Source organism: Arthrobacter stackebrandtii (genome assembly GCF_017876675.1).
Taxonomy (GTDB): Bacteria; Actinomycetota; Actinomycetes; order Actinomycetales; family Micrococcaceae; genus Specibacter; species Specibacter stackebrandtii.
In genome coordinates, this window is the sequence record NZ_JAGIOI010000001.1 from 418,795 (window position 1) to 443,662 (window position 24,868).

The following is a 24,868-nucleotide window of genomic DNA, read 5'->3' on the forward strand; positions in this document are numbered from 1 at the left end:
GGACGTGACATGAACAAGGACGGCAACGACACCGGCACTGGCACCGAAGGCGCGGGCGGCAGCTGCCCCTTCCCGGGGGCAGGCGGGGTGGGGCGGCGGCAGTTCCTGCGCCGTTCGCTGCTGCGCGGTGCCGTGGCGTCCGGAGCGGCCGTGGCCGCCGGGGCTGCGCTTTCAGGGGCCTCTGCGGCCCAGTCCGGGGAGGCGCCCGCGGCTGTGGCCGGCCCGGCGGAATCCTATCCCTTTGAAGGGCCGAACCAGGCGGGCATCTACCGCCCGGCCGCCCCGCAGGCGGCCTCCTGCTTTGCCGTGTTCGCCCTGACGGCGCAGGACGCCGGGGAGCTGAAGCAGCTGATGCGCACGCTCACCGCACGCATCCGCTTCCTGACCACCGGAGGGGTGCCGGCGCCCGCGGGTTCCGGCAGGCCGCCGTCGGACTCCGAGGTGCTGGGGCCGGTGGTGCCCCCGGACGGGCTCACCGTGACCGTGGGACTGGCGGCAGGGGCGTTTGACGGCCGCTTTGGGCTGGCCGGGAAGAAGCCGGAGGGGCTGACGGAGATGCGGGTCTTTCCCGCCGACGTGCCCGAGGCGAAGTGGATGGGCGGCGAGCTTCTCCTGCAGGTGTGTGCCAATTCCCAGGACACCGTCCACCACGCGCTGCGGGACCTGACGCGGCACACGCGGGCCTGGATCCAGCCGCAGTGGCAGGTCAACGGCTTTGTTTCGCCGCCGCGGCCATCCGGCACGCCGCGGAACCTGTTCGGCTACAAGGACGGCACGGCCAATCCGGCGGAGCAGGACGGGCTGGTGTGGATCGGGCCGGGGTCCGGGCAGCCGGACTGGGCCGTGGGCGGGACCTTTGTGGTGGTGCGCATCATCAAGATGCTCGTGGAGTTCTGGGACCGGGTGTCGCTGGCGGAACAGGACACCATGATCGGGCGGCGCCGGGACAGCGGGGCGCCGCTGGACGGCACGGTTGAGGCGGACGTGCCGCGCTACTCGGACGACACCATGGGTGCCGTGACACCGTTGAGCGCCCACATCCGCCTGGCAAACCCGCGCACGGACGAGACCGACGGTTCCCGCTTCCTGCGACGCGGCTACAACTATGTGCTGGGTGCCGACGCCAACGGCAACCAGGATGTGGGGCTGGTTTTCGCCTGCTACCAGGCCAACATCCAGAAACAGTTTGAGACCGTCCAGGAGCGCCTGGCGGATGAGCCCATGACCGACTACATCCAGGCGGTGGGCGGTCAATACTTCATTGCCCTGCCGGGTGTGGCCGGTGCCGGCGGGTACTTGGGCCAGACCCTCATCGAGGGCGCGTAGCCCGGGGCGCAAAGGCCCCTGATCCCAAGTAGTTTCGCGTGTCCCGGCCAAGTACTGGGGGCGGAAATCAAGTACAGGCCACGCTAGTGAGCGCTGTGCACCCAAGCCTAAAGTCAGCTACGGCTGCTCTTCTTTTTGCCTGCGGCAAGGCGCCCCGAGAACGTTTCGGAGCCCTGTCCTGGAAGCCGGAAGAGCGGGGTCGTCAGGGTCTCGACGGGCAGGTTGTTGTGTCGATTCCTTGATCCGTTGCAGGACTGACGCAGGGGCAATCGATGTTCAAGAATATTCAGTTCCGCGGGCCGGCACTGGTCCGCTTGGCAACCCTGCCCGTCGCCGCGGCGATGGTGTTTTCCTTCCTGACGGCGAGCATGGCCCCCGGACCAGCGGTGGAGACCGCCCAGGGCGCGGCCGCCGACCCGTGCGCCGTGCCCGTCACCAATGCCGTGGCGTGTGAAAACTCCAAGCCCGGCTCCAGCCCGCTGGACTGGTACGTGCCCGGGACGGGCGACCCCGACATCCAGGGCTTCGGCACCTCCATGAGCATCAACGCCGGGGAATCCATCTCCTTCAAGGTCAAGACGGCGGCCACCAAGTACCACGTGAACATCTTCCGGCTCGGCTACTACCAGGGCCTTGGCGCCCGGCAGATGCAGGGCGACATCCTTCCCTCCGCCACCCTCCCGCAGTCCCAGCCGGCCTGCGCGCAGTTCCCCGCAACCGGGCTCATCGACTGTGGCAACTGGGCGGTCTCGGCCAGCTGGGCCGCACCCGCGGACGCCGTGTCAGGGCTGTACATTGCGGTGCTGACCCGGGACGACATCGCACCGACCTCCGCCCACAGCGGCGTCAGCCAGATCCCATTTGTGCTCCGCAACGACGGCAGCACTACCGACATGGTTGTCCAGACCTCCGACCCGACCTGGCAGGCGTACAACTCCTACGGCGGCAACAGCCTGTACGGCTGCACCGTGGCCTGCCCGCCGGGCAACCCGCTGGCATACAAGGCAGCCTTCAAGGTCTCCTACAACCGCCCGTTCTTCTACACCAACATCAACGACCCCAACTGGTACCAGAGCTCCGAGTACCCCATGATCTTCTTCCTGGAGCAGAACGGCTACGACGTCAGCTACATCAGCGGCCTGGACACGGCCACCCGGCCGGCGCAACTGCTGAACCACAACGTGTTCATGTCCTCCGGCCATGACGAATACTGGTCCGGGGCGCAGCGCAGCAACGTGGAGGCCGCCCGCGACGCCGGCGTGAACCTGGCCTTCTTCACCGGCAACGAGATCTTCTGGCGGACCCGGTGGGAGCCCAGCCAGGCCGGCCCCGCCACCGCCAACCGCACCCTGGTGTCCTACAAGGACACCCACTTCAACGCACCCACCGACCCCGTGGAATGGACGGGGACCTGGCGCGACCCGCGCTACGGCACGGCCACCGGCGGCGGGAACCCGGAGAACGCCCTGACGGGCCAGATCTTCCTGGTCAACTCCGGCTCCACGGATATCACCGTCCCGGCCGCCTACGCCAAGATGCGGCTATGGCGGAACACGGCCGCGGCCAGCCTCACCGGCTCCCAGGTGCTGACGCTGGGCGCCGGGCTGGACACGCTGGGCTATGAGTGGGACGTTGACGCCGACGACGGCTTCCGCCCCGCCGGGCTCATCCGCATGTCCTCCACCACGTACAACGCCCCCGAGGTGTTCACCGACTACGGCTCCACCGTGGCACCTGCCACCGCCACCCACAACCTCACCCTGTACAAGGCGCCCAGCGGGGCCCTCGTGTTCGGCTCCGGCACCGTCCAGTGGTCCTGGGGGCTGTCCGTGGCAGGCACCGTCCAGTGGGCGTGGGGCCTGTCCGACGGCCGGCCCAACACCGATCCGAACATGCAGCAGGCCACCATGAACCTTCTGGCCGACATGAACGCCCAGCCGGCCACACCCATGGCCGGGCTGGTGCCTGCGAGCGCCTCGGCCGACACGACGGCCCCCGCCAGCACCATCACTGCACCGGCGGCCGGCACCACGGTGGCCGACGGCACCACAATGACCATCACCGGAACCGCAAGCGACACGGGCGGGGTGGTGGCCGGCGTCGAGGTTTCCACAGACAACGGCGCAACATGGCATCCTGCCGTGGGGACCGCCTCGTGGAGCTACACGTGGGTGGCGCACGGCACGCCCGCACAAACCATCCGCTCGCGCGCCACGGACGACAGCGGGAACATTGAGGCCAGCGGCCCGGCCAGGGTGGTGGGCACCACGTGCCCGTGCTCCGTCTTCGGCACCGCAGCCCCGGCCGTTGCCGATTCCGGCGACACGAACGCGGGAGAGTTTGGCGTAAAGTTCACCGCCGACACCACCGGGACCATCAAGGGGCTGCGCTTCTACAAGGCCGCAGCCAACAAGGGCACCCATGTGGGCAGCCTGTGGGGCCTTGACGGCACGCTGCTGGCCCGCGGCACGTTCACGAACGAGACGGCCAGCGGCTGGCAGACCATGACGTTTGCCACGCCGGTGCCGGTCACGGCGAACACCGTGTACGTGGCCTCCTACTATGCGCCGCAGGGCCACTACTCGGAAACCACCGGGTACATGTACAACAACCCCTCGCCCATGCCGCTGGGATCCAGCACCGTGGACGCCGGCCACCTGCACCTGCTGCGCAGCGTGCCCGGGACCGCCAACGGCATCTACACCTATGCCGGCGCACCCACGTTCCCGGACAAGTCCTTCAGCGGGGAGAACTACTGGGTTGACGTGAACTTCCTGCCCGACGCCGCCGGCGCCCCGGCCGTGATGGTCAAGACGCCGGCCAACGGGGCCACCGGGCAGGCCCGGGCCGTTGCACCGTCCGCAACGTTCAACCAGGCCGCGGTCCCGGCCAGCATCAGCTTCACGCTGGCAGGCCCCGGCGGGACGTCCGTGGCCGGTGCCACGAGCTATGCCGCCGGCACCAACACCGCCACGTTCACGCCGTCGGCCCCGCTGGCGTACGGCACCACGTACACGGCCACAGTCTCCGGTGCGGCCAATGCGGCCGGGCAGGCCATGGCCGCACCCGTGACGTGGAGCTTCACCACCCTGCCCGCGCCCGTGCCGCCCACGGTCACCTCCACCAGCCCCACCGCCGGGGCCACCGGTGTGGGGATTGCCGTGAAGCCCACGGCGACCTTTGACCAGGACGTGACGGCGGCGTCGATCACGTTCACCTTGAAGGACTCCGCCGGCACGGCCGTGCCCGCCACCGCCGCCTATGCCTCCGCCAACCGCACCGTGACCCTGACCCCGGGCCAGCCGCTGGCCTACGGCAAGCAGTACACGGCCACGGTCTCCGGCGCCACCACTGCGGCCGGGCTGCCGCTTGCGGCACCGAGCACCTGGTCGTTCACCACCACGCCGCCGCCACCGCCGCCAACCGTGGCCTCGGCCACCCCGGCGGACGGCACCGCAAACGCCGCCCTCAGCACGGCCCCCAAGGCCGTGTTCAGCACCGACGTGGCGCCCGCCTCGATCGTGATGACGGTCAAGGACGCCTCCGGGGCCGCCGTTGCCGGGGCCGTGGCCTACGACGCCGCCGCCAAGGCCGCGACGTTCACCCCGACCGCCCTTCTGGCGTTTGGCACCAGCTTCACCGCCACTGTCAGCGCCGCCACGAGCACTGCCGGGCAGGGCCTTGCGGCACCGTTCTCCTGGACGTTCACCACCGTGGCGGCACCCATCTGCCCGTGCACCGTGTTCTCCGGCTCCGACGCGCCCGCGACCGGGTCCGAACCGGACACGGACAAGGTGCAGCTGGGCATGAAGTTCCGGTCCGACCTGCCCGGCTACATCACCGGCATCCGCTTCTACAAGGGCTCTGCCAACACGGGCACGCACACCGGCTACCTGTGGAGCCGCACCGGCACCCTGCTCTCCTCCGTGACGTTCGCCAATGAGACTGCGAGCGGCTGGCAGCAGGCCGACCTGGCATCACCGGTGGCCATCACCCCCAACACCACCTACGTGGTGTCGTACCTGGCACCCAACGGCGGGTACTCCGCCACCAGCGGCGGCCTGGCAGCCGCCAAGGTCAACGCGCCCCTGACCGGTCTCGCCAGCGGCCTTGACGGGCTCAACGGCGTGTTCCGCTACGGCGACTCGAACTTCCCCACGGACAGCTTCCAGAACACCAACTACTGGGTGGACGCCGTGTTCAGCCCCACCGCCACCCCGGCTCCCAAGGTCTCGGCCACGACGCCGGCGGCCAACGCCTCCGGGGTGGTGCCCTCCGTGGCGCCGCGCGCCACATTCAACTGGGCCGTTGACCCGGCCACCGTGTCCTTCACCCTCAAGGACCCGGCCGGCACGGCGGTGCCCGGCACCCTGTCCTACGACTCCGTAGCCAACGCCTCCACCTTCACCCCCGGCCAGCAGCTGGCCTATGCGACGGCGTACACCGCCACCGTGTCCGGGGCGAAGAACCAGGCGGGAGGGACGATGGCTGCCCCCTACAGCTGGACCTTCACCACGATGGCCGCACCGGCCTGCCCGTGCAGCGTCTTCCCCGTCGCGGCAACACCTGGCACCACCAGCGCGAACGACCCGGACGCCGTCCAGCTCGGCATGAGGTTCCGCTCCGATGTGGGCGGCACCGTGACCGGCGTGAAGTTCTACAAGGGGGCGGGAAACACCGGCACGCACACCGGCTACCTGTGGTCCGGCACCGGGTCCCTGCTGGGCACGGTGACGTTCACCAATGAGACTGCCAGCGGCTGGCAGAGCGCCCAGTTCACCACGCCCATCCCGATCGCCGCCAACACGGCCTACATCGTGTCCTACTTCGCCCCGAACGGGCACTACGCCGCCGATTCCGGCGGGTTCACCGGCGCTGTGGACAAGGCGCCGCTGCACGCACCGGCATCGACGTCCACGGCCGGCAACGGCGTCTACCGCTACGGCGACTCCACGTTCCCCACGGCCAGCTTCCAGTCCTCCAACTACTGGGTCGACGTCATCTTCACGACCCCCTAGGCCCCCATGCACGCAATCCACGACTCGAAGGAGACCATCACCGTGAGCATCCATGTTGATCCCGCTGCAGATTCTCGGCTTGCCGCCCCAGTGGCACGGCCCGATTCCCGCCCGGACCATCCGGCGGTTCCCTGCAAGGTGGTTCTGGGCGGCACCGAGGTGGACCTGAGCACCTTCGAAGGCGCGGTGGATCGCATCATTGCCGCCGCAGGTGAACCGCGGGAGCGTCCCCTGGCCGTGGCCTCCGCCAACCTGGACCACGTGTTCCACTTCGGCACCAGCGGCCGCTGGCACGGCCTGCTGGAGAACAGCGGCAACCTCGACTGGCTTACGCTCCTGGACGGGGCGCCGCTGCGGGCCAAGGCCACGGCCCTGACCGGGCACGACTGGCCCCGGCTGGCCGGCAGCGACCTGATCGACCCGCTCCTGGACCGGGCCCGGGAGGAGGGCCTGTCCGTGGGGTTCCTGGGCGGCTCCGAAGCCACCCACGCCCTGTTGAAGGAACAGTTCGCCCGGCACCGCCCGGACCTGCAGGTCTCCGGATGGTGGGCGCCGGAACGCCCCATCCTGGCCGACAGGGACTCCTCGGAGGAACTGGCCGCCGAGATTGCCGCCTCCGGCACGGACATGCTGGTGGTGGGCCTGGGCAAGCCGCGGCAGGAGCTGTGGATGTCCGAATACGGGGCCCTGACCGGCGCCCCGGTGCTGCTGGCCTTCGGGGCCGTGGTGGACTTCCTGGCCGGGCGGATCCAGCGGGCGCCGCAGGCCGTGGCCGACGCCGGCATGGAGTGGGCCTGGCGGCTGGCCATGGAGCCCCAGCGCCTGGCCCGCCGCTACCTGGTGCAGGGCCCCGAAGCCTACCTGCGCATGAACCGCCACAGCAGCGTCGACGGCGCCCCCCGCACCGCACCGTTGCCCGTGCAGCCGCCCGCCAGGGCCGCCGAGACACCGGAAGGCGCCTTCACGCCGTCGGACTTCCTGGCGGATGTGACAGTGGTGCTGGTGACGTACAACAACGAAGCGGACATTGACCCGCTCCTGGAGGGCCTGCGCGGGGAGACGGGGTCGCAGTCGCTGAAGGTGGTGGTGGCCGACAACGGCTCCAGCGACGGGACCTGCGAGAAGCTGGCCGCGCACCCGGACGTCATCCTCGCGGAGACCGGCGGGAACGTGGGCTACGCCGGCGGCATCAATGCGGCGCTGCGGCAGGCCGGCCCACACCACGACGTGCTGGTGCTGAACCCCGACCTGCGCATCCTGCCCGGCGCCGTCAGGACGCTGCGGCGGCGCATGCGCGTCTCCGGCGCGGGCATTGTGGTGCCGAGGCTGCTCGACGCCGACGGCACCACCTACACGTCGCTGCGGCGCGAGCCGACCCTGGGCAAGGCCGTGGGCGACGCCCTGTTCGGCGGGAAGCTGGCCGGGCGGCCGGAATGGCTGAGCGAGATCGACTACAACGCTGAAAGCTACCAGTTCCCGCACCCGATCGAATGGGCAACCGGTGCCGCCGTGCTGATTTCCGGGACGGTGGCAGGGCACGTGGGTGACTGGGATGAACAGTTCTTCCTGTACTCGGAGGAGACCGACTACTTCCGGCGGGCGCGCGAGCACGGGCACACGGCCTGGTTTGAGCCGTCGGCGTCGATGGTGCACAGCCGGGGCGGTTCCGGGGCCTCGGCTGACCTGGCGGCGCTGATGGCCGTCAACCGGGTCCGCTACGCCGCCACCCACCACTCACGCGGCTACGCCGCCCTGGTGCGGTCCGTGGGCGCCACCGCCGAGCTGGCCCGCTCCTACAAGGCCGGGAACCGCCGCGCCTTCATGGCCCTGGCGGGCATGCGGGACTGGAAGTCGCTCCCCCACGCCAGCTCCGCACCCGCCCCGGCCGCCGCGGTCGGGGAGTTCCCCTCCGGTGCCGTCATCATCCCGGCACACAACGAGGCCGCCGTCATTGCCCGCACGCTGCGGCCGCTGGCTGCCCTGGCAGCCTCCGGCGCCGTGGAGGTGATCGTGGCCTGCAACGGGTGCACGGACAACACCGCAGCGATCGCCGCCTCCTTCCCCGGCGTGATCGTGCTCGACTTCAAGACGCCGTCCAAGACGGCCGCCCTGAACGCCGCCGACGTGGCCTGCACCCGCTGGCCCCGCCTGTACCTGGACGCCGACATCGAAGTGGCCCCGGATGCCGTGGCCGATGTGTTCCGCCACCTGGGCAAGCCCGGCGCCCTCGCGGCCCGCCCCTCCTTCCGCTACGAAACCAGCGGGGCCGACAGGCTGGTCAAGGCCTACTACCGGGCCCGCCTGCGGATCCCCGCCATGAGCGAACACCTCTGGGGTGCCGGCGCCTATGCCGTCAGCCTGGCCGGGCACGCCCGCTTCGGCCACTTCCCCGCAGCCACCGCGGACGACGCCTTCGTGGACTCCCTGTTCAAGCCGTCGGAGAAGGCCGTGCTGCCAACCCGCCCGGTGGTGGTCCGGGTGCCGCTGCACACCCGCGAACTGTACCGCACGCTGCGGCGCATCTACCGCGGCAACCAGCAGCTGGCGCTCAACACGGCATCCGGCGATGCGATGCCGGCCGTCCCTGCCGCGGCCCAACCGGCCGGCGGCACGGGCCTGGGCAAGCTGCTGCGCAGCGTCACCGGCCCGGCAGCCCTCGTGGACGCCGGCATCTACGCATCGCTGGCGCTCGCAGGCAAGGCCACGCGCAGCAGGTCGCTGACGCTGGGCGGGGGCTGGGACCGGGACGAAAGCAGCCGCACGGCCTGAGACCTCCGGCAGCCCGCCTGCTTGCCTTCCGGCAGCAGGCGGGCTGCGCGACGGGTGTGGCGGCACGGCCGTCCCCCACAAGAAGACCAGCCCGGGCCGTGAGGCACGCGGGCTGGCCTTGGTGGATTGGGAATACGGCTGGTTCACGGGACGCGGTGCCCGTCACCTCTTCCCGGCCGCAATCTCCGGGCGGCCCGGCGCCCCTCCGGGCTTCGCAGCAACGGCTCCCACAGCAGCAAGCGGGGTTCCGGCAAGGTCGGCCGGGCCGGGTGCCCCCGACTGTCCGTCAGGCGCGCCGGCCGACCCCGCCGTGCCGTCAGCGTCTGCAGCCGCACGCTGCCGTGCCTGGTGGCGGCGCCGCCGGCGGATGGCCCGGATGGCGCGGTCGCCGAGCTGCGGGACGCCCGTCACCAGGCCCAGCGTCAGCAGGCCCAGGATCAGGAGGGCCTTCTTGTTGCGCACCCCGATGTACATGATGTTGGGGATGGCCGGTGCCAGCTCAGTGGTGATGTAGGCGACCGGCTTGACCCCCATGTCCACCTGCGGTGCCAGCGCCAGGGTGTCGAGCCGGTCAACAATGGCGTTGAACTGGCCGGCGACCGCTTCAGGGGACGGGCCCACGACCTCCACCGTGATGAGCGGCCGGTTGAAGTTGGTCTGCCACTGTCCGCCCGCGTTGGGCACATACACCTTGTAGCCCTGCCGCACGCCGGTGGAATACAGCGGTGCGTCGGTGGTGCTCACCTGGATCCCCCTGCCGTCGGCGTTGAAGCGGCGCTCCACCATGGCGGCGTAGTAGACGGTCCGGCCGGGGTCGGCGCTGAGGGAGTTTCCGCCCACGGCTGCCGGCGGCGGCAGGAACAACAGGTTCGCCGTCGAGTAGTAGACCCCGCCGGCGTGGTCGGCGGCAAGAAGCAGCGGAAGCATCAGGGCCAGCACCGCTGCCGTCAGGTACCAGCGGCGGACCATGATGATGCCTTGGCGGCGCAGCCGCCGGCGGATGGCCTTGAACAGTTTCATGGTGCAGCCACCGGCTTGGCCGGCACGGAGTTCCGGGTCAGGTTCCAGTACGACCCGCACAACCCCAGCACCAGGAACAGCATGCCGCAGGCCTGGGGAAAGGCAAAGCAGTCAAAAAAGGCCGTCAGCAGCGCCCCGCCAATTGTGGAGGCGAGCAGCGCAGTCCCCAGGTGTTTGAGCAGCGGGTCCGGTTCCCGCCGGCTGCCGGCAAGGGCCACCGCCCCGGCGCAGACGATGACCAGCAGCAGCGCGATGATCCCCACGAGCCCCGTCTCTATTGCAGCGCTGAGGTACTGGTTGTCTAGGATCCGGTAGGAGGGCAGAAAGGTGCCAAAGCCCCGGCCAAAGAACGGGCTGAGCTCAACGAAGCCAACGACGGTGTCATAGCTGCTGGTCCGCGAGCTGACGCTGGAGGAGCCGCCCGAGAACATGCCCACGATGGTGCCCATCATGCCGGGCACGGCAACATAGACACCGACCAGGACCACGGCAAAGGCCGCGATCATGCCGCGCCGGGCGGCACGGGGCCATGTGGGCAGCAGGACCAGGACCACCGCCACCAGCCCCAGCAGTGCGGAGCGGGTGACGGACAGGACGGAGGAGAGGGCTATGGCTGCCACGGGAAACCACCGCAGGAAGGCCGAACGCTTCTTGTCATACAGTGCCAGGGTCAGGCAGAACGGCAGCGCCATGACCAGCACCATGGCATATTCCAGGGGGTGCATGGCCGTGGCATCTGCCCTGATGAAGCCGGCGCGGGCCTCCGTGCCGCCCACGGCCGACGACGTCAGGCCCGGGATCTGGATGGAGTCGACGATGCTGATCCCCGTGAAGAACTGCACCAGCCCCAGCCCCGCATAGAGGCCGGCGAGCAGGCACAGGCGCCGGATCAGCACGAGGAACCGTTCCCCGCTGGGCACCCCGTCGTTGGCCACGAGCAGGATCCCGGCAAAGGCGGCAACCCGCAGCAGGCCCATGTCTGCAACGCTGATGTCGGTGGGAGGCAGGGCGCTCAGCGACGCCATGGCATAGCTGGCTGCCACCGCAGCACAGTAGACAAACATGGCGGTGCGCACGGGCTGGAACCGCCGGGTCCAGGCCGCGTGCGGGTGCTGGATGTGGTGCCAGCACCACCACAGCAGCGAGGCCAGGGCAAACAGTCCTGCCGGGGCGCCTGCCCCGCCCAGCGCAGCCACGCGCCGGTCGGAGGGCACCACCAGCAGGACCAGCAGGTAAAAGGTCAGGACCGTGACGGCGTCCGACGCCTTCGGCCGGGCAGAATGCACGGGGTGCCCCGGTGTCCCGGCGTTCTTGGTAATTTTCAACATGTCGGCGCACTACCCCCTGCGGGCCAGCGCTGTTCCGGCATCGGCGGCCAGGGGGGCGGGCGCCGGCGTGGCAGGGGCATCCGCCCCGGGAGCCTGCTTCGCCGGGGAGGCCGCCTTCCCTGCCTTCCCCGCCGAATTGGCCGCGGCCTTCGTGGCGGCCTTGCTGGGCGGGGCTGCCGTGACTTCCCCCTGCTGCAGGTTCACAGGATTTTGGCCATCCATCGGCGGCTTCCTGCCGGCCTTCTGCTTCTTGATGCGCGGGGGGCGGCGGCGGCGCCGGGCCATCAGCATCCTGTCGACCAGCCCGGTCAGCAGTACCGTTGCGGCTCCACCGGCCGCCACGGTCATGAGGGTCATGCGGATCCGGTCCTTGTTCTGCGGCTTGGCCTCATGGTCTGAGGCGATGTTCATCGACGAGATGCGGGCGTTGTCCGGGATCTTCAGCTGGTCCTGCAGGGTCTTGAGGTTGTCCGGGATCACCTTGATGACGTTGTTGAGCAGCCGCAGGGTGCTGGCCTCGGACGTGGATTCGGTGGTCAGCAGCATGATGGGGCCGGTGGTGCTGATGTCCCTGTCCAGGGAGTAGGTGGTGCCCGGCTGCTTGTGGGTCAGCGGGGTGCTGATGGCTTCCGAGTTCATCTTCACCACCAAAACGCTCATGGCCTGGTCGAGCCCGCCCATGTACAGGTACGGGTTCTCCCCCTCCACGACGGCCGTTGCCGGGGGCACCAGCACGATGCTGGCCGTGGCCTTGTAGGTCAGCGGGACCACCCCGTAGACCATGTAGGCGCCGTACAGTGTCAGGCCGAGGCCCAGCACCACCATGTACCAGCGGCGCAAGAGGCCCTTTCCCAAGTCTTGGAGAAACATCAGCCGTTCACCTCCCCTGCCCATGTGCCAGCTGTGCGCGCGAATTCGCGGCGCCTGTACTGCTTTCCCTGTGTATTCATTGTCAAGACCTTCTCCCCCAGTGGATTTCCTTGATTACTTTCTGGCAGCCAGCCCGGCCTTGAACCGGTCCAGCCCTTCCTTCCCTGCCACGGTCATGACAGATTTCTTGACCGCGGCCCGAAGCGTTTCCCTGGCAGCGCGCCTGGGTGCGTTCCAGACGGCATCCATGACGACATCCCTGCGGCTGGTGCCTGCGGCGTCCTCAAGCAGTGCACCGAAGGCCGGCAGGTACGGGTCCGGGGCCACCCTGCGCCCGTGGATCCTGTTGCTGACGTTGAGGTCGTGGATGACCTGCAGCCAGGCCGGCTGCCCGGAAATTTCGACGACGGGCATGTGCAGTCCCAGCCTGTTGTGCCAGTCGGCCCAGCAGCCCAGTGGTGCTTCCCAGTTTTCGCGGACGGAGCAGAAGGCGTTGTCCCTGTCTGTCCTCAGGTACACCGCGCTGCCGTGCTTGATCAGGCCCCGGCTGAAGTACAGGGCGCTGCGCGGGCCGGCGGCCGGCATGCGCTGCAGGCGGGAGACAAAGTCGCCGGCCAGCCCGTCGTCGTTGTCCAGGTTGGTGGTCAGCAGCTGCTGCCGCCGCCCGCCGGTCAGGTGGTGGAGGTCATCCATGAGTTCGCCGTGGCTGACTGACTCGCGGAAGACCGGTGTCAGGGCCGAGGCCGACTCCCACTCCGCAATCCGGTGCCGGAGCCACGACGGCGACTCCGGGTCAAAATAGCTGATCCAGTGGAAGTCCTGGGTGTCCTGGGCCATGACGGAGGGCAGGCAGTAGCGTTCAAACAACGCGACGCGCTGGCGCAGCCAGCCTTCATGGGCCCGCACGGTGCTTTCCACCCCGACGGAGGGCAGGTTGAACCGGGTCAGGAGGACGTGGTCCACGGTGGCATTCATATCTTCACCTTGTAGATGTGGTAGGAATATTCGGCTTTGAAGGTGTCCTTGAAGGTGTTGTTCGCGGCGACGTCGATGGTGCGGTCTTCGTACAGGACCTCCACCTTCTTGCCGCTGATGCCGGCGGGCAGGGTGAACGTCCTGGCACCCGGGTTGAGTGCGTCGTCGACCATGGAGAAGATGTAGGCGTAGCCGTCCTTCGCTTTGAGCATGGTGTCCAGCCCGGGCCCAAAGCTGTACTTGTAGCTTTGGCTGTTCAGCACGGGTGCCAGGTCGTGGATGCGGTTGTTGATCTCCCCCGCCGCGGCAACTTGCGGGGCGGCGCAGAACTTCGGGTCCACCTGTGTCTGGCGGACGATGCTGCCGCCCGTGCACGTGCCGTTGAGGCTCTGGTTGAAGTACACCAGCCCCCGGGCCTCGTGGATGAGCGAGTTCATGACGGCGCCCTGCAGCTGGCCGGCCGTGACGTTGGCGACGAACGGCTGGTCGTCGCCCGGGCCGCCGTTGAGGATCTCCACAAACTGCCACAGGGACTGCAGCTTGCCGTCTGTCACGTCCCGCTGGCGCAGCGATTCCATGGTCTTTCCGTAGCTGGAGGCGGTGCGGCAGTTGGTCTGGGTCACCGGGACCAGGTAGCGCACAGGCATGGGGTCCCAGCTGCAGAACGGCACCGTGTACCAATACATGTCAACGCTGGCCACGTCGGTGTAGGCGTTGACGTACTTTTCCGAGTCCTTGGCCGGCATGTCCTGGCCGATCACGATCTGGGAGAAGTTGACGTAGTTGAACCGGCCGTCACCGGCGTACTTGGCCTTTTGTTCTTCCAGGTACTTCTGGCCTTCTGCCGCCGTGGCAAAGCGCCCGTCGGTTTCATCGTCCAGGAAGTCGCCCACCCAATACTTGCTGCTGTCGGTGAATCCGTCGTTGAGCTTTCCGCCGATCCAGAACATGTTGTTGTCGGCGAACAGGGAATACGGGGTGGTGTCGGCCATGCCGATGTAGGAGTTGAAGCCAAGGGACTTGTCATACTGGGCCTCGGCGTCGGAGCTGATGCCGTTGTACCAGATGACAATGGGGAAGAATCCGGGGTCGCTCCAGCCGGCCGCCTGCGGCTTGGCAAACTGCTTCCAGTACGCACTGCCGCCCTCCCAGGGGATGCGGGGCAGGTCAAGCTCGGCGGGGCCGGTCTCTGCCGCGCCGGGGGCGGCGACGGCCTCCTCCAGCGGCGGGCTGGTGCAGCCTGCCGCCACGAGGGACAGGAGCACCACCGCCGCCACCGGGGCCGCCTTGGCTGATGCGGCCCTGAACGGTGCGGACAGAATCCGAACCAGGCTGTTTCGCGTGCTCACAGTACCTCCCCATAAAAAGTCTCCAAGTCGGCGCGGAGACCGTCCGCCGTGTAGTGGTTCAAGATTGCGGCCGAGGCCTTGAGCCCCCGTTCCTCGCGCTCTGCATCGGGCATGTCCATGGCATCGAGGAGCCCGCGCAGCAGCGTGGTGGTGTCCACGGCGGGGGTGCAGTAAGACGGGTCGAAGAATTCCCGCCCCCCGCCTCCCGCGTAGCCGACGACGTAGGCGCCCGAGGCCATTGCCTCGGCCGGCGGCAGGCCGAAGCCGTCGCGCTCGCTGAGGCTGAGGAAGATGGCGCTGGACCGCATGGCGGCCGCCACCTGGGACTCGTCCATGTTGGCAATCTCCAGCAGCTCCCAGCCTCCGGGCATGCCGACCCCCACGGCACGCAGCAGGTGCCTGAGCTGGTGGAGCTCTTCGGGGCGGCGCGAGGGCATGTAGGCGATGCGACGCGGGGCCGGTCCCGTCCGCGTGGTGAAAACACGCCCGTCCACCACGTTGCGGACCACACCCACGGGCAGCGGGTCAAAGGCGTATTTCAGCAGTTCCGCCCCGTCGCGGGAGACGGTCAGCAGCGCCGCCAAGTTGCCGGCCGTGCGGTAGGGGTGCCCGGCCGCGGTGTCCGTGAACGGAATCCTGTCGAAGGTGTGGTGCGGGCCCTGGTTGAAGACGACCTTGCGGACCTCCGGCGGAAACAGGTGCAGTGTGGGGCCGTAACATTCCGGGACGGCAAGGATGTCGTTGGCCTTCAGTTTCACCGTGGCGGCCGAGACCACCGGGGTCTGGTTTTCAAACCAGTCGCAGCGGAAGCCCTCCTTGGCGTGCAGCACGGCGGCCCGGATGCCCAGGTCCCGGAGGGCGTCGACGTGCTGGTAGATCACCTTGACGCCGCCGCTGGGCTTCGTCTCCATGGGGGCCAGGTAGTAAACGGCCGGGTCGCCGGCGGCTGCGCCCACGTGCAGGCGCGGCGGCTTGCGCCAGCGCAGGTCGGACCAGTTTTGGTAGGCGGCCACGGATTTCCGCACGGCTTCACGCGCCTTCATGGCTGCCACCCCCAACGCCCCGCGCACTGTCCGCTGCCTGGTTGCCGCCGTGCGCCGGTGCACCCTGGCGGGGCAGGGCCAGGGCGGCGTCGAGGATGCGGGCTCCAACGTGCTGCCATGAGCAGTTCGCCGCAGCCTGCCGTGCCGCGGCTCCCATGGACCGTGCACGTGCGGGGTCGGCGAGTGTGCGCATCGCCGCTGCAATGGCGCCGGTGTCCAGGGGATCCACCACGAGGCTTCCGCCAGGCAGCAGCTCCGCGGCGCCGCCCACGGTGGTGGCGATGACGGGCAGCCCGGCCGATCCGGCTTCCAGGCAGGAGATCGGGGAGGGGTCGAAGCGGCTGGGGAGGACGAAGCAGGTGGCCGCAGCGTACAGCCCGTCAAGCGTGCGCTGGCCCGGCGCATCGTCCCGTGAAATCATGCCGTGTCCGGTGACTCCCGGGGCGTCCAGGGCGGGGTGCCCTCCGACGACGTCGAGGGTGGCTGCGGGAAAGTCCTGCCGGACCCTGGCAAAGGCCTCCAGCACGGCGGCACCGTTCTTGCGCTGCCAGTCCACGCCGACAAACAGGTAGCGCGGGGTGTCCCAGCTGCGGTTACCGGCTGCCGCGGTGCGCGGACGGTGGCCCATGCCCACCACGGCGATGCGTTCCGGGTCGATGAGGTAGTCGGCGGCGAAGGAGGCGGCTGCCCACCGGGTGCTGACGGCGCACAATTGCGCGGCGCCGCTGGACGCGGCCTGCCGGCCGATCCAGGCCCGGACGTGGCGGTCTGCAAATCCGGCCTGGCTGATGTCGGATTCGGGGTTGGCCCACATCTGGGCGAGGGTTCCGTCGTCGTAGCTGATGCACGGGGCGGCCCCGGCAACGGCGGCGCGGAGATCGTACATTTCCGTGCCCATGGCCACGATGGCGTCCAGGGGGCCTGCCGCCTGGACGCTCCGGTGCAGCGCGCGCGTGCGGGCCCATTGGCGCACCGGCATCCTGTCCGCGACGGCGCCGCGGTGCCCGCCCAGGCGGGACGCCAGCGCGACGCCCTGGTGGAGGCCGGGCGGAACCGCGGCGGCCAGCGGCACCAGGTCCACGCCGTTGGCGGCGAGGCCCCCCGCCAGGCCGGCCGGAGTTCCCGACCAGTTCCGCGGGTCCAGCGGCTGGGCCGCAGGATACAGAAGTCCAATGCGCATCAGTTTCCTCCCCCCATGGTGGCCACGCGGCGCCCGTGCCCTGTGGTGCGGCTGCGCATCCGGACCAGCCGGTCGCGCGCGCCGCGGACAACGTTGGCGGCTTCCAGTGGCAGTTCCCGGCTCCAGGCGCGCGGGCCGTAGTGCCGGAGCAGCCGCTCGTACACGGCGGCCTGCCTGTCTGCCATGGCCTGCAGGCCGAAGCTGGCTGTGGCGAAGTCCCGGCTGAATGCACCGAGCGATTCCCGCAGCCCGGCGTCGGCCAGCAGGGGCCGCAGGCATTCAATGAGCTGTTCGACGGCGTCGGTCCGGGCTTCGTCAGACCAGAAGCTGTTGCGGAACAGCCCGTCGGACGTGGCCGGGGTGAACGTCTTGAACCAGCCAAATTCCCCCGTCACCACGAGCGGCTTTGCAAAGGCGAGCCCGCGGGCGGCCGAGCCGCCCATGCCCACGACGACGTCGGCTGCATCATAGGCGCCGCGGGGATCCGACATCGGCCCTGTCAGGACAACCAGTGGCCGGCCGTGCCGGGCATTGACCTGCGCCGCACGGGCCCTGATGCCTGCTTCTGCATCACCCGTGCCCACGATGACCAGGTCCGCCCCCACATCCCCCATGCGGTCCATGGCGTCGATGGCCAGATTCACGCTGAGTGACTTCATGGACTCATCCAGCCGGGTGACGGTGACAATCTTCAGCCGCCCCTGCTCCAGTCCGTGGTGTTGGGCAAAGGCCCGACCGGCCGTGCCGGACGGGGCGTCGCGGTCCAGGTCCACGGGCGGGCTGATCAGCTCCACGCCCTCAGCCCGGCCGGCCAGGTCTTCGGCGAGGTACCGGGTGCCGACGACCAGGGCGGGACTGCGCGGGGTGCCGGGGTCCACCGCCATTTCGTAGATGGTCAGGGCCAGCGGGCGCCGGCCTAGCAGGCACGGGCCCCACAGGGCTGCCCGCGCGGTCCAGGAACCGTAGATGTGCACGATGTCCGCGCCGTGGCGCTCGGCCAGCCGCGACATGGCTGCTGCCCCGGCCCGCGTGCTGCGGGGCCGCTCAAAGGTTTCCAGCGGCACGCCGCGTTCGGCGGCGATGTCGAACAGGCTGGGCCCGTTCCGCGGCAGCGTGTCCACCGGTCCGGCCAGGACGGAGTCGTATCCGCGGGCCGTCAGCGCCCATGCCATGTCCACGGCGTTGATCTGTGTTCCGCCGAGCGCCAGGTTGTTCAGCTGCACCAGGACCTTGGTCATGGCGTCCCTCCCGCCTGGAGCGCGGGCTCCCGGCCTGCACGCCGCGGCAGCAGCGCCATGATGTGGCTGCGGGTGCCCAGGAAGTACACGGCAGCGCCGATGCAGCCGCCAACCGCGACCTTGAGGATGTCCGTGCCGATCGGGGCGGTCAGCAGCAGGGCCAGGAGCGCCGCGGCGGTCGCGGCGAGCACGGGCCGGACCATGGCACGGGCCAGCTGGCCCAGGCGGACGCCGGTGGAGCGGTGCAGCGCGGTGAGGTAGACGGGCAGGGTGACCAGGCTGATGACGGCCAGGTGGGCCACGCCGATCCCCACGAGCCCGCCCAAGTGGATGCCGGCGGCCAGGGCGGGAACGAGGAAGGCCAGGGCGATGGCCTGGACGAGGAACAGCACACCTGTGCGGCCGGTGGCGATGATGATGTTGGCGAACAGGACGCCGATGACGGAGACCACCCCGTAGAAGGACAGCACGGCAAGGACGGGCCCGGCCGCCGCCCACTGGCCTCCGTAGATGGTGGTGATGAGGGGCGTGGCAAAGGCGCAGGTGAAGGCGGCGAGGGGGCAGGCCACGAGCGCCACCGTGCGCAGTCCGGCGGCGATGGCGGCGGAGGTGTCCCCGCCGTCGCGAAGCACCGTGGAAAAGGCGGGCAGCACGATGCCGTTGAGCATGGCGCCAATGACAGCCCCGGACCACATGCAGACGTTGAAGGCCAGCATGTACAGGCCGACGTCGGCCTCGCCCATCATCCGCCCGACGAACACGTAGTCCACGTTCAGCAGCACCTGGCTCAGGATGTTGGCGGCGGCCAGGGGCAGCCCGAACCGAAGGAGCGGGCGCAGGAAGGCCGGCTCAAATCCGGGGAGGTAGTTCCGCTTGATCGACAGGACCATGATGACGCCCGCCACCAGCTGGCCGGCCACGCGCGACCAGGCAAAGGCCGAGGCGCCGTCGCCGCCGAGGGCCAGCAGCACCAGCACTGCGGCGGAGGGCAGGAAGGCGAGGATGTTGGCCCGGAACAACAGGTCCTGGCGGAAGTCGCGCTGCAGCTGGGCGCCGGGGACGGCAAACGGGCCGATCATGGCCACGCAGAGGGCCATGATCCTGATGGGCCCGGCGGCGTCGGGCGAGCCAAGAAAGACGGCGAGCGGCTCGGCGCCGAGCGCCATGAGCGAGCCGAGCACCAGGCTGGTGGTGACGGAGATGGTCACCACGGTGGGTGCAATCTTGTCGATGTCGATCTCGGTCCGGGCGATGACGGAGGCAACCCCGAGCTCAGCCATGCTGACCAGGACGGCCTGCACCGTGACGGCCAGGGCAAAGACACCCAGCTCGTCAGGCGCCACGATCCGGGCCACCACCGCCATCAGGGCGATGTTGCTGATGCGCAGCAGCATGGTGCTGGCACCAGTCCAGAGCGCCCCGCGGCGCACGTCCGTGACGAGGGCGCCTGATCCTTCGGCGGACCCGCCAGTCGTGGACGCGGCCATCACGGGCAGCCCCGGAGTGTGGGTGGTCATTGCAGCCGCACCTGCCTCACGGCCCGGGCCACGGCGTCCGCGACCCGTTCCTGCTGCGCCTGTGTGATGTGCGGGAACAGCGGCAGGGACAGGATCCGCCCGGCGGCGGCCTCGGCCACGGGGAAGTCGCCGGCACCCTTGCCCAAATAGGAAAACGCCTTGGTCAGGTGGATCGGGGTCGGGTAGTGGATGCCGGCGCCGATGCCGGCCCCGTTGAGCCGCGCCAGCACGCCGTCGCGGTTCTCCAGCTGCACCACATAAAGGTGCCAGGCATCCGTGTAGCCGTCCCTGCCCTGAGGCGCCGAGACGCCGGGAACATCGGCCAGCAGGGCGCCGTAGCGTGCCGCCGCCTCCCGGCGCAGGCCGTTCCAGCGGGGCAGGTGCGCCAGCTTGGCGTCCAGTACCACCGCCTGGACGGTGTCCAGCCGGGAGTTCATGCCGACGACGTCGTGAACGTACTTTTCGCTGCTGCCGTGCGCTCCCAGCATGCGCACCGTGGCGGCGAGGTCGGGGTCGCCGGTGGTGACGGCACCGGCGTCGCCGGCGGCACCGAGGTTCTTGCCCGGGTAGAAGCTGGTGGCCGCGGCCGTGCCGAAGGATCCGGACACCTGCCCGTGCCATTCGGCGCCCTGCGACTGGGCGGCGTCCTCCACCACCGGGATGCCGGCTGCGAGCGCGATGTCCAGGATCTGCGGCATGGGTGCCAGCTGGCCGAACAGGTGCACGGGCACGATGGCCTGCGTCCTGCCCGTCACGGCTGCGGCGGCTGCGTCAGGGTCGATCAGCAGGTGCCCCGGGTCCACGTCGACGAGGACGGGAAGGGCGCCGATGCGGGCCACGGCCTCGGCGGTGGCCACGAAGGTGTTGGCGGGCAGGATGACCTCCCCGCCGGGGCGCACGCCGGCAGCGCGCAGTGCCAGTTCCAGGGCGTCGGTGCCGTTGGCCGTGCCGATGCAGTGTGCGGTTCCGGTGAAGCGTGCGTAGGCGTCCTCGAAGCGGGACACGGCGGGCCCGCCGATGAAGGCGGCCGTGCGCAGGACCTCGCCAAGCTCCTGTGCAATGTCCCCGGCGATCTCCGCCATCTGGGCCGGCAGGTCAACGAGCGGGATGTGCCCCATGTCCACGTGTGCGGTGTCGGTGAGTGACATCTCAGTGCCTCCCGTCCGTCGAGTTGTTGCCGGGCAGCCCGGGCCGCCCGCTGAGGGGGTGGGCCGGAACGCCCGCCCAGGTTTCGCCGTCGGGCACGTCACTGAGGACGGCGGCCCCCATGCCGACGACGGCGCCCGCCCCCACTGACACCTTTTGCCGCACACTGGAGTTCATGCCCAGGTAGGCGCCGCGGCCGATGTGGACGCCCCCGCCCAGGGCGGCACCGGCGGCGAGGGTGGCGTAGTCATCCACCTCGTCGTCATGCGTGAACACGACGCCGGGCATGGCCACCACGTGGCTGCCGAGCCGGACGCCCGCGGTCAAAACCACATTGGCCAGCAGGATGCAGCCGGCCCCGAGGGTGGAGCCTTCTGACACGACGGCCGAGCCGTCCACGACGGAGGCGTACCGGACGCTGCCGATGCCGAGCCCGGCGAGCAGCAGCGCGATCCGCTCGCGTGCGGCCCCCTGCCCGGCGCAGAGCACGAACGACTCCGTGGGGTAGGCGGTGGCGTCGCTGATGCGGCCCAGCACGGGGATGCCGTCGATGGTTTCGCCGGCGCGGGCGGGGTCGTCGTCGAGGAAGCCCACCACGTGGGCCGAGTCCGACGCGCGGGTGGCGGCGAGGACCTCGCGGGCCAGGCCGCTGGCGGCCACCAGGATCAGTCCTGCCATGGCGGCTGCCCTCCCCCGGTGCGCACGGCGTCAATGACCCGTTGCTGCTCTTCGGCACTCATGTGGTGGAAGAGCGGCAGGATCAAGGTGTTGTCGGTGAGCCGCTCCGTCACCGGCAGCGCCGCCGTGCCCGTGTCCCGGCCCGCATAGGCGGGCTGGCGGTGGGCGGCCATGATGCCGCGGCGGGCGGAGATGCCCAGCCCGGCCAGGTGTTCCAGCAGGCCCTCCCGGGTGGTGCCGTAGCCGGGGAGCACCTCGAGCCAGAACGACTGGAAGTTGCTGGTGCCGTGTGCGGGGTCCCCGGGGATGCGCAGCCCTGGAACGCCTGCGAGCGCCTGCGTGTAGGCGGCGGCGAGTTCGCGGCGGCGCTGCACGGCTGCGGGCAGGCGCCCCAGCTGGACCAGCCCGACGGCGGCCTGCATGTCCGTCATGCGGAAGTTGAAGCCGATCTCCGTGTACTCTTCCGGCGGTGCCAGCACCGAGCCGTGCCGGCTGGCGGCCGAGGCGCTCATGGCGTGCTCGCGCAGCGTGGCCGCGCGGCGGGCCCAGTCCTCCCGGGACGTGGTGAGCATGCCGCCCTCCCCCGTGGTGAGGATCTTGCGCGGGTGGAATGACCACGCGGCAATCTCGGCCCCCGCCCCCACCGGCCGGCCGCGGTACGTGGAGCCGGCCCCGCAGGCGGCATCCTCGATGACGGTGATGCCGCGCGGGCCGCACAGTTCCCGGATCGGGTCCAGGTCCACCGGCATGCCGCCCTGGTCGACGACGATGACGGCGCGTGTGGCCGGTGTCAGCGCGGCGGCAATGGTTGCGGCCGTGACGTTCCCCGTTGCGGGCTCGACGTCGGCAAACACCGGACGTGCGCCCACGTACGTTGGGGCGTTGGCCGTGGCGATGAAGGAGAAGGACGGCACGACGACGTCGTCCCCGGCCGTGATTCCGGCGACGGCCAGGGCCAGGTGCAGGGCGGTGGTGCAGTTGGAGGTGGCCACGGCGTGTGCCGCCCCCTGCGCCGCGGCAAACTCGCCCTCAAACCGCGCCACCCGCGGGCCCTGCGCCACCCAGCCCGAGGCGATGACCTCGGCGACGGCGTCGGCCTCCTCCTGCCCAAGCCACGGCTTCATGACGTTGATGCGCGGCGGCGCGGCGGCCGGGGCGGCTGCGGAGTCCGCCTTCGCTGCGGCGGCAGCTGCCTGCTGCGGGCCGGCGGGTGCCGGGGACGGCACCCGGGTGCCGTCCACTGCGAGGGCGGGTGCGCCGTCGTACCTCACTTGGCACTCCCGCTTCCTGCACCGACCAGCCGGCCGGCGGCGATCTCCTCCCGCAGCGGCGCCCACCAGTCGACAAGCTTTGACAGCCCCTCGTCCAGGCCGGTGGTGGCGGTGAAGCCGAGGTCGCGCTGTGCAGCGGAGACGTCGGCGAGGCGGCGGGCGACGCCGTTGACGGCGCGCTCGGGGCCGTGCTCCACGGGCAGTTGGGAGCCCATGACCTCCAGCAGCGCCTCGGCCAGGCCCAGCAGCGACGTCTCCGTGCCGCTGGCGACGTTGTAGACGCCCTCGGTGATGTTGCTGGCGGCGGCCAGGATGTTGGCGCGGGCGATGTCCTCGGTGAACACAAAGTCCATGGTCTGCTGCCCGTCGCCGAAGATCAGCGGGGGCCGGCCGTCGGCGATGCGTTCCATCCACCGCACCAGCACCTCCGTGTAGAGGCCGTGCACATCCATGCGCGGGCCGTACACGTTGAAGTAGCGCAGCAGCACGTAGTCCAGGTTGTGCATGGCCTTGAAGCTGCGGGCCATGCCCTCGTTGAATGACTTGGCCGCACCGTAGAAGGTGTCGTTGTTGTGGTGGTGGTGGCGCTCCGTGGTGGGGAACTTCTCCGCCATGCCGTACACGGAGGCGCTCGAGGCGGCGATGACCTTGTCCACCTTGTGGGCGGCGGCGGCCTCCAGGACGGTGAATGTGCCGTCCACCAGCACCTCCAGTGCCAGCCGCGGCTCCTCCGCACACTGGGTGATGCGGATGGCGGCCTGGTGGAACACGAGGTCCTTGCCGGCGGTCACGTCGTGGACCAGGTCGCGGTCGCGCAGGTCCCCCTCAACGAGGCTCACCCTGCCTCCGGCCAGGGCGTCCGCCAGGTTGGCCCGGCGCCCCCGCACGAGGTTGTCCAGGACGTCGATGTGCGCCGCCCCCGCCTCCAGCAGCTGGTCGACGACGGTGGATCCGATGGTGCCGGCGCCTCCCGTGACCAGGACTGTTGCACCTTGTAGATTGCTCATCGCGTTCCCTCCAGTTCAGGTTCATATGCGGCAACCCGGCTGTGTTCGCCGTCTGCCGCAAGGCTCTTGCTTGCCGCTTCCAGCACCGAGAGCACCCGCAGGCCCGAGAGCCCGCCGGTGCGGGAGGGGCGCACGCCCCGGATGCTGTCCGCAAACTCCTTCACCATGGAACCGAGCGCCTCCTGTTCCGGCAGCGCCGGGGACCAGGTGTCGCCGAGCCGGTACGACACGGCCTGCGCCTTGCGTTCGGCAGCCGTGGTGGAAGCCTTTTCAATGTTCACGCCGCGGTCGTAGACGCTGATGCGCTGCTGCGGGTTCAGGTCGTCCCAGACCAGTGTCCTTTTTGAACCGCCGATGACCATTTGGCGGATCTTGGTGGGGCTGAGCCAGTTCACGTTGATGTGGGCCATGGCGTTGTTCGGCAGCGAGAAGGTCAGGTGCCCCACGCAGGCCTTGCCGCTGCCCAGCGGGTCAGCGCCCTGGGCGGCCACCGTCTGCGGCCGCAGCCCTCCGGGGAGGATGAAGTCGATGACCGAGAGGTCGTGCGGGGCAAGGTCCCAGAAGACGTCCACATCCGGCTGGATGAGGCCGAGGTTGATGCGCACCGAGTCGATGAACAGCACCTCTCCCAGGGCGTCCTCGGCGATCAGTTCGCGGATCTTCAGGGCTGCCGGCGTGTAGCAGTAGGTGTGGTCGGCCATCAGGGTCAGGCCGGCCGCGGCGGCAAACTCCACCATTTCCACGCCCTGCTCCCAGTGGTCGGCGAGCGGCTTCTCCACCACCACGTGCTTCCCGGCCCGCATCGCAGCCATCGCCACCGCGTGGTGCGTGCGGGCCGGGGTCGCAATGGCGACCGCATCGACGTCGTCCCCGGCAAACAATTCCTCCAGGGAGGCAAAGACAGGGACATCCCCCAACGGCCGGGCGATCTTCAAGGCCCGCTGAATGTCCATGTCCACGATGGCGCGCAGGTCCCACTCCGGGCTGGCCTTGAAGTTTCGGGCCAGGTTGGGGCCCCAATAGCCGGCTCCAACGACGGCGACCTTCAAGACTTCATCTTCGGGCAGCAGGTTCAGCTGCTGCAGCGGGTGGGGAATCGAGACCATGACACTAATTCCATTTCTTCTTCAGTT

At 69.8% G+C, this 24,868-nt stretch carries 17 protein-coding genes; 3 read left to right on the top strand and 14 right to left on the bottom strand.

The window, feature by feature from the left end:
- The first annotated feature begins 9 nt into the window (after positions 1-9).
- The 3 genes from JOF48_RS01730 to JOF48_RS01740 all read left to right on the top strand — a co-directional run bounded on the left by JOF48_RS01730 (position 10) and on the right by JOF48_RS01740 (position 9,113).
- Positions 10-1,326 carry a Dyp-type peroxidase gene (locus tag JOF48_RS01730; RefSeq protein WP_209676730.1) on the top strand — a complete coding sequence of 439 codons (1,317 nt, stop codon included), beginning with the start codon at positions 10-12 and terminating at the stop codon, positions 1,324-1,326.
- Positions 1,327-1,598: 272 nt separating this feature from the next.
- The gene (locus JOF48_RS01735; RefSeq protein ID WP_245346363.1) at positions 1,599-6,344 is read left to right on the top strand and encodes a DUF4082 domain-containing protein; all 4,746 of its coding nucleotides are present in this window, start codon (positions 1,599-1,601) and stop codon (positions 6,342-6,344) included.
- A gap of 42 nt (positions 6,345-6,386) precedes the next feature.
- Positions 6,387-9,113, top strand: a complete 2,727-nt coding sequence (locus tag JOF48_RS01740; RefSeq protein WP_209676732.1) for a WecB/TagA/CpsF family glycosyltransferase — start codon at positions 6,387-6,389, stop codon at positions 9,111-9,113.
- 162 nt (positions 9,114-9,275) lie between these two features.
- On the opposite strand, the gene JOF48_RS01745 is transcribed toward JOF48_RS01740, so the two are convergent.
- The 14 genes from JOF48_RS01745 to JOF48_RS01810 form a co-directional block, all read right to left on the bottom strand.
- Positions 9,276-10,133, bottom strand: coding sequence for a hypothetical protein (locus tag JOF48_RS01745; RefSeq protein ID WP_209676734.1), 858 nt, complete (start codon positions 10,131-10,133; stop codon positions 9,276-9,278).
- On the bottom strand, positions 10,130-11,461 hold the full coding sequence (locus tag JOF48_RS01750; RefSeq protein WP_209676736.1) for an O-antigen ligase family protein: 1,332 nt from the start codon (positions 11,459-11,461) through the stop codon (positions 10,130-10,132). The genes JOF48_RS01745 and JOF48_RS01750 overlap by 4 nt, the downstream gene beginning before the upstream one ends.
- 9 nt (positions 11,462-11,470) lie before the next feature.
- Positions 11,471-12,331, bottom strand: coding sequence for a YveK family protein (locus JOF48_RS01755; RefSeq protein ID WP_209676738.1), 861 nt, complete (start codon positions 12,329-12,331; stop codon positions 11,471-11,473).
- A gap of 114 nt (positions 12,332-12,445) precedes the next feature.
- Positions 12,446-13,306, bottom strand: coding sequence for a glycosyltransferase (locus tag JOF48_RS01760; protein ID WP_209676740.1), 861 nt, complete (start codon positions 13,304-13,306; stop codon positions 12,446-12,448).
- Positions 13,303-14,655, bottom strand: coding sequence for a hypothetical protein (locus JOF48_RS01765; protein WP_209676743.1), 1,353 nt, complete (start codon positions 14,653-14,655; stop codon positions 13,303-13,305). Before JOF48_RS01765 ends, JOF48_RS01760 begins: the two co-directional genes overlap by 4 nt.
- Positions 14,652-15,698, bottom strand: a complete 1,047-nt coding sequence (locus JOF48_RS01770) for a glycosyltransferase (protein ID WP_209676744.1) — start codon at positions 15,696-15,698, stop codon at positions 14,652-14,654. Before JOF48_RS01770 ends, JOF48_RS01765 begins: the two co-directional genes overlap by 4 nt.
- Positions 15,685-16,878, bottom strand: coding sequence for a glycosyltransferase family 4 protein (locus JOF48_RS01775; RefSeq protein WP_209676745.1), 1,194 nt, complete (start codon positions 16,876-16,878; stop codon positions 15,685-15,687). Before JOF48_RS01775 ends, JOF48_RS01770 begins: the two co-directional genes overlap by 14 nt.
- Positions 16,878-18,116, bottom strand: a complete 1,239-nt coding sequence (locus JOF48_RS01780; protein ID WP_209676746.1) for a glycosyltransferase family 4 protein — start codon at positions 18,114-18,116, stop codon at positions 16,878-16,880. The genes JOF48_RS01775 and JOF48_RS01780 overlap by 1 nt, the downstream gene beginning before the upstream one ends.
- Positions 18,113-19,633 (bottom strand): oligosaccharide flippase family protein, encoded by a 1,521-nt coding sequence (locus JOF48_RS01785; RefSeq protein ID WP_209676747.1) that lies wholly within the window; start codon positions 19,631-19,633, stop codon positions 18,113-18,115. Before JOF48_RS01785 ends, JOF48_RS01780 begins: the two co-directional genes overlap by 4 nt.
- Positions 19,630-20,781 carry a DegT/DnrJ/EryC1/StrS family aminotransferase gene (locus JOF48_RS01790; RefSeq protein ID WP_209676748.1) on the bottom strand — a complete coding sequence of 384 codons (1,152 nt, stop codon included), beginning with the start codon at positions 20,779-20,781 and terminating at the stop codon, positions 19,630-19,632. The genes JOF48_RS01785 and JOF48_RS01790 overlap by 4 nt, the downstream gene beginning before the upstream one ends.
- Before the next feature lies 1 nt (position 20,782).
- Positions 20,783-21,457, bottom strand: coding sequence for a NeuD/PglB/VioB family sugar acetyltransferase (locus JOF48_RS01795; RefSeq protein ID WP_209676755.1), 675 nt, complete (start codon positions 21,455-21,457; stop codon positions 20,783-20,785).
- The gene (locus tag JOF48_RS01800) at positions 21,445-22,581 is read right to left on the bottom strand and encodes a DegT/DnrJ/EryC1/StrS family aminotransferase (protein WP_209684010.1); all 1,137 of its coding nucleotides are present in this window, start codon (positions 22,579-22,581) and stop codon (positions 21,445-21,447) included. The genes JOF48_RS01795 and JOF48_RS01800 overlap by 13 nt, the downstream gene beginning before the upstream one ends.
- Before the next feature lie 143 nt (positions 22,582-22,724).
- Positions 22,725-23,735, bottom strand: a complete 1,011-nt coding sequence (locus JOF48_RS01805; protein ID WP_209676757.1) for an NAD-dependent epimerase/dehydratase family protein — start codon at positions 23,733-23,735, stop codon at positions 22,725-22,727.
- Positions 23,732-24,841 carry a Gfo/Idh/MocA family protein gene (locus tag JOF48_RS01810; protein ID WP_209676759.1) on the bottom strand — a complete coding sequence of 370 codons (1,110 nt, stop codon included), beginning with the start codon at positions 24,839-24,841 and terminating at the stop codon, positions 23,732-23,734. The genes JOF48_RS01805 and JOF48_RS01810 overlap by 4 nt, the downstream gene beginning before the upstream one ends.
- Positions 24,842-24,868 lie beyond the last annotated feature (27 nt).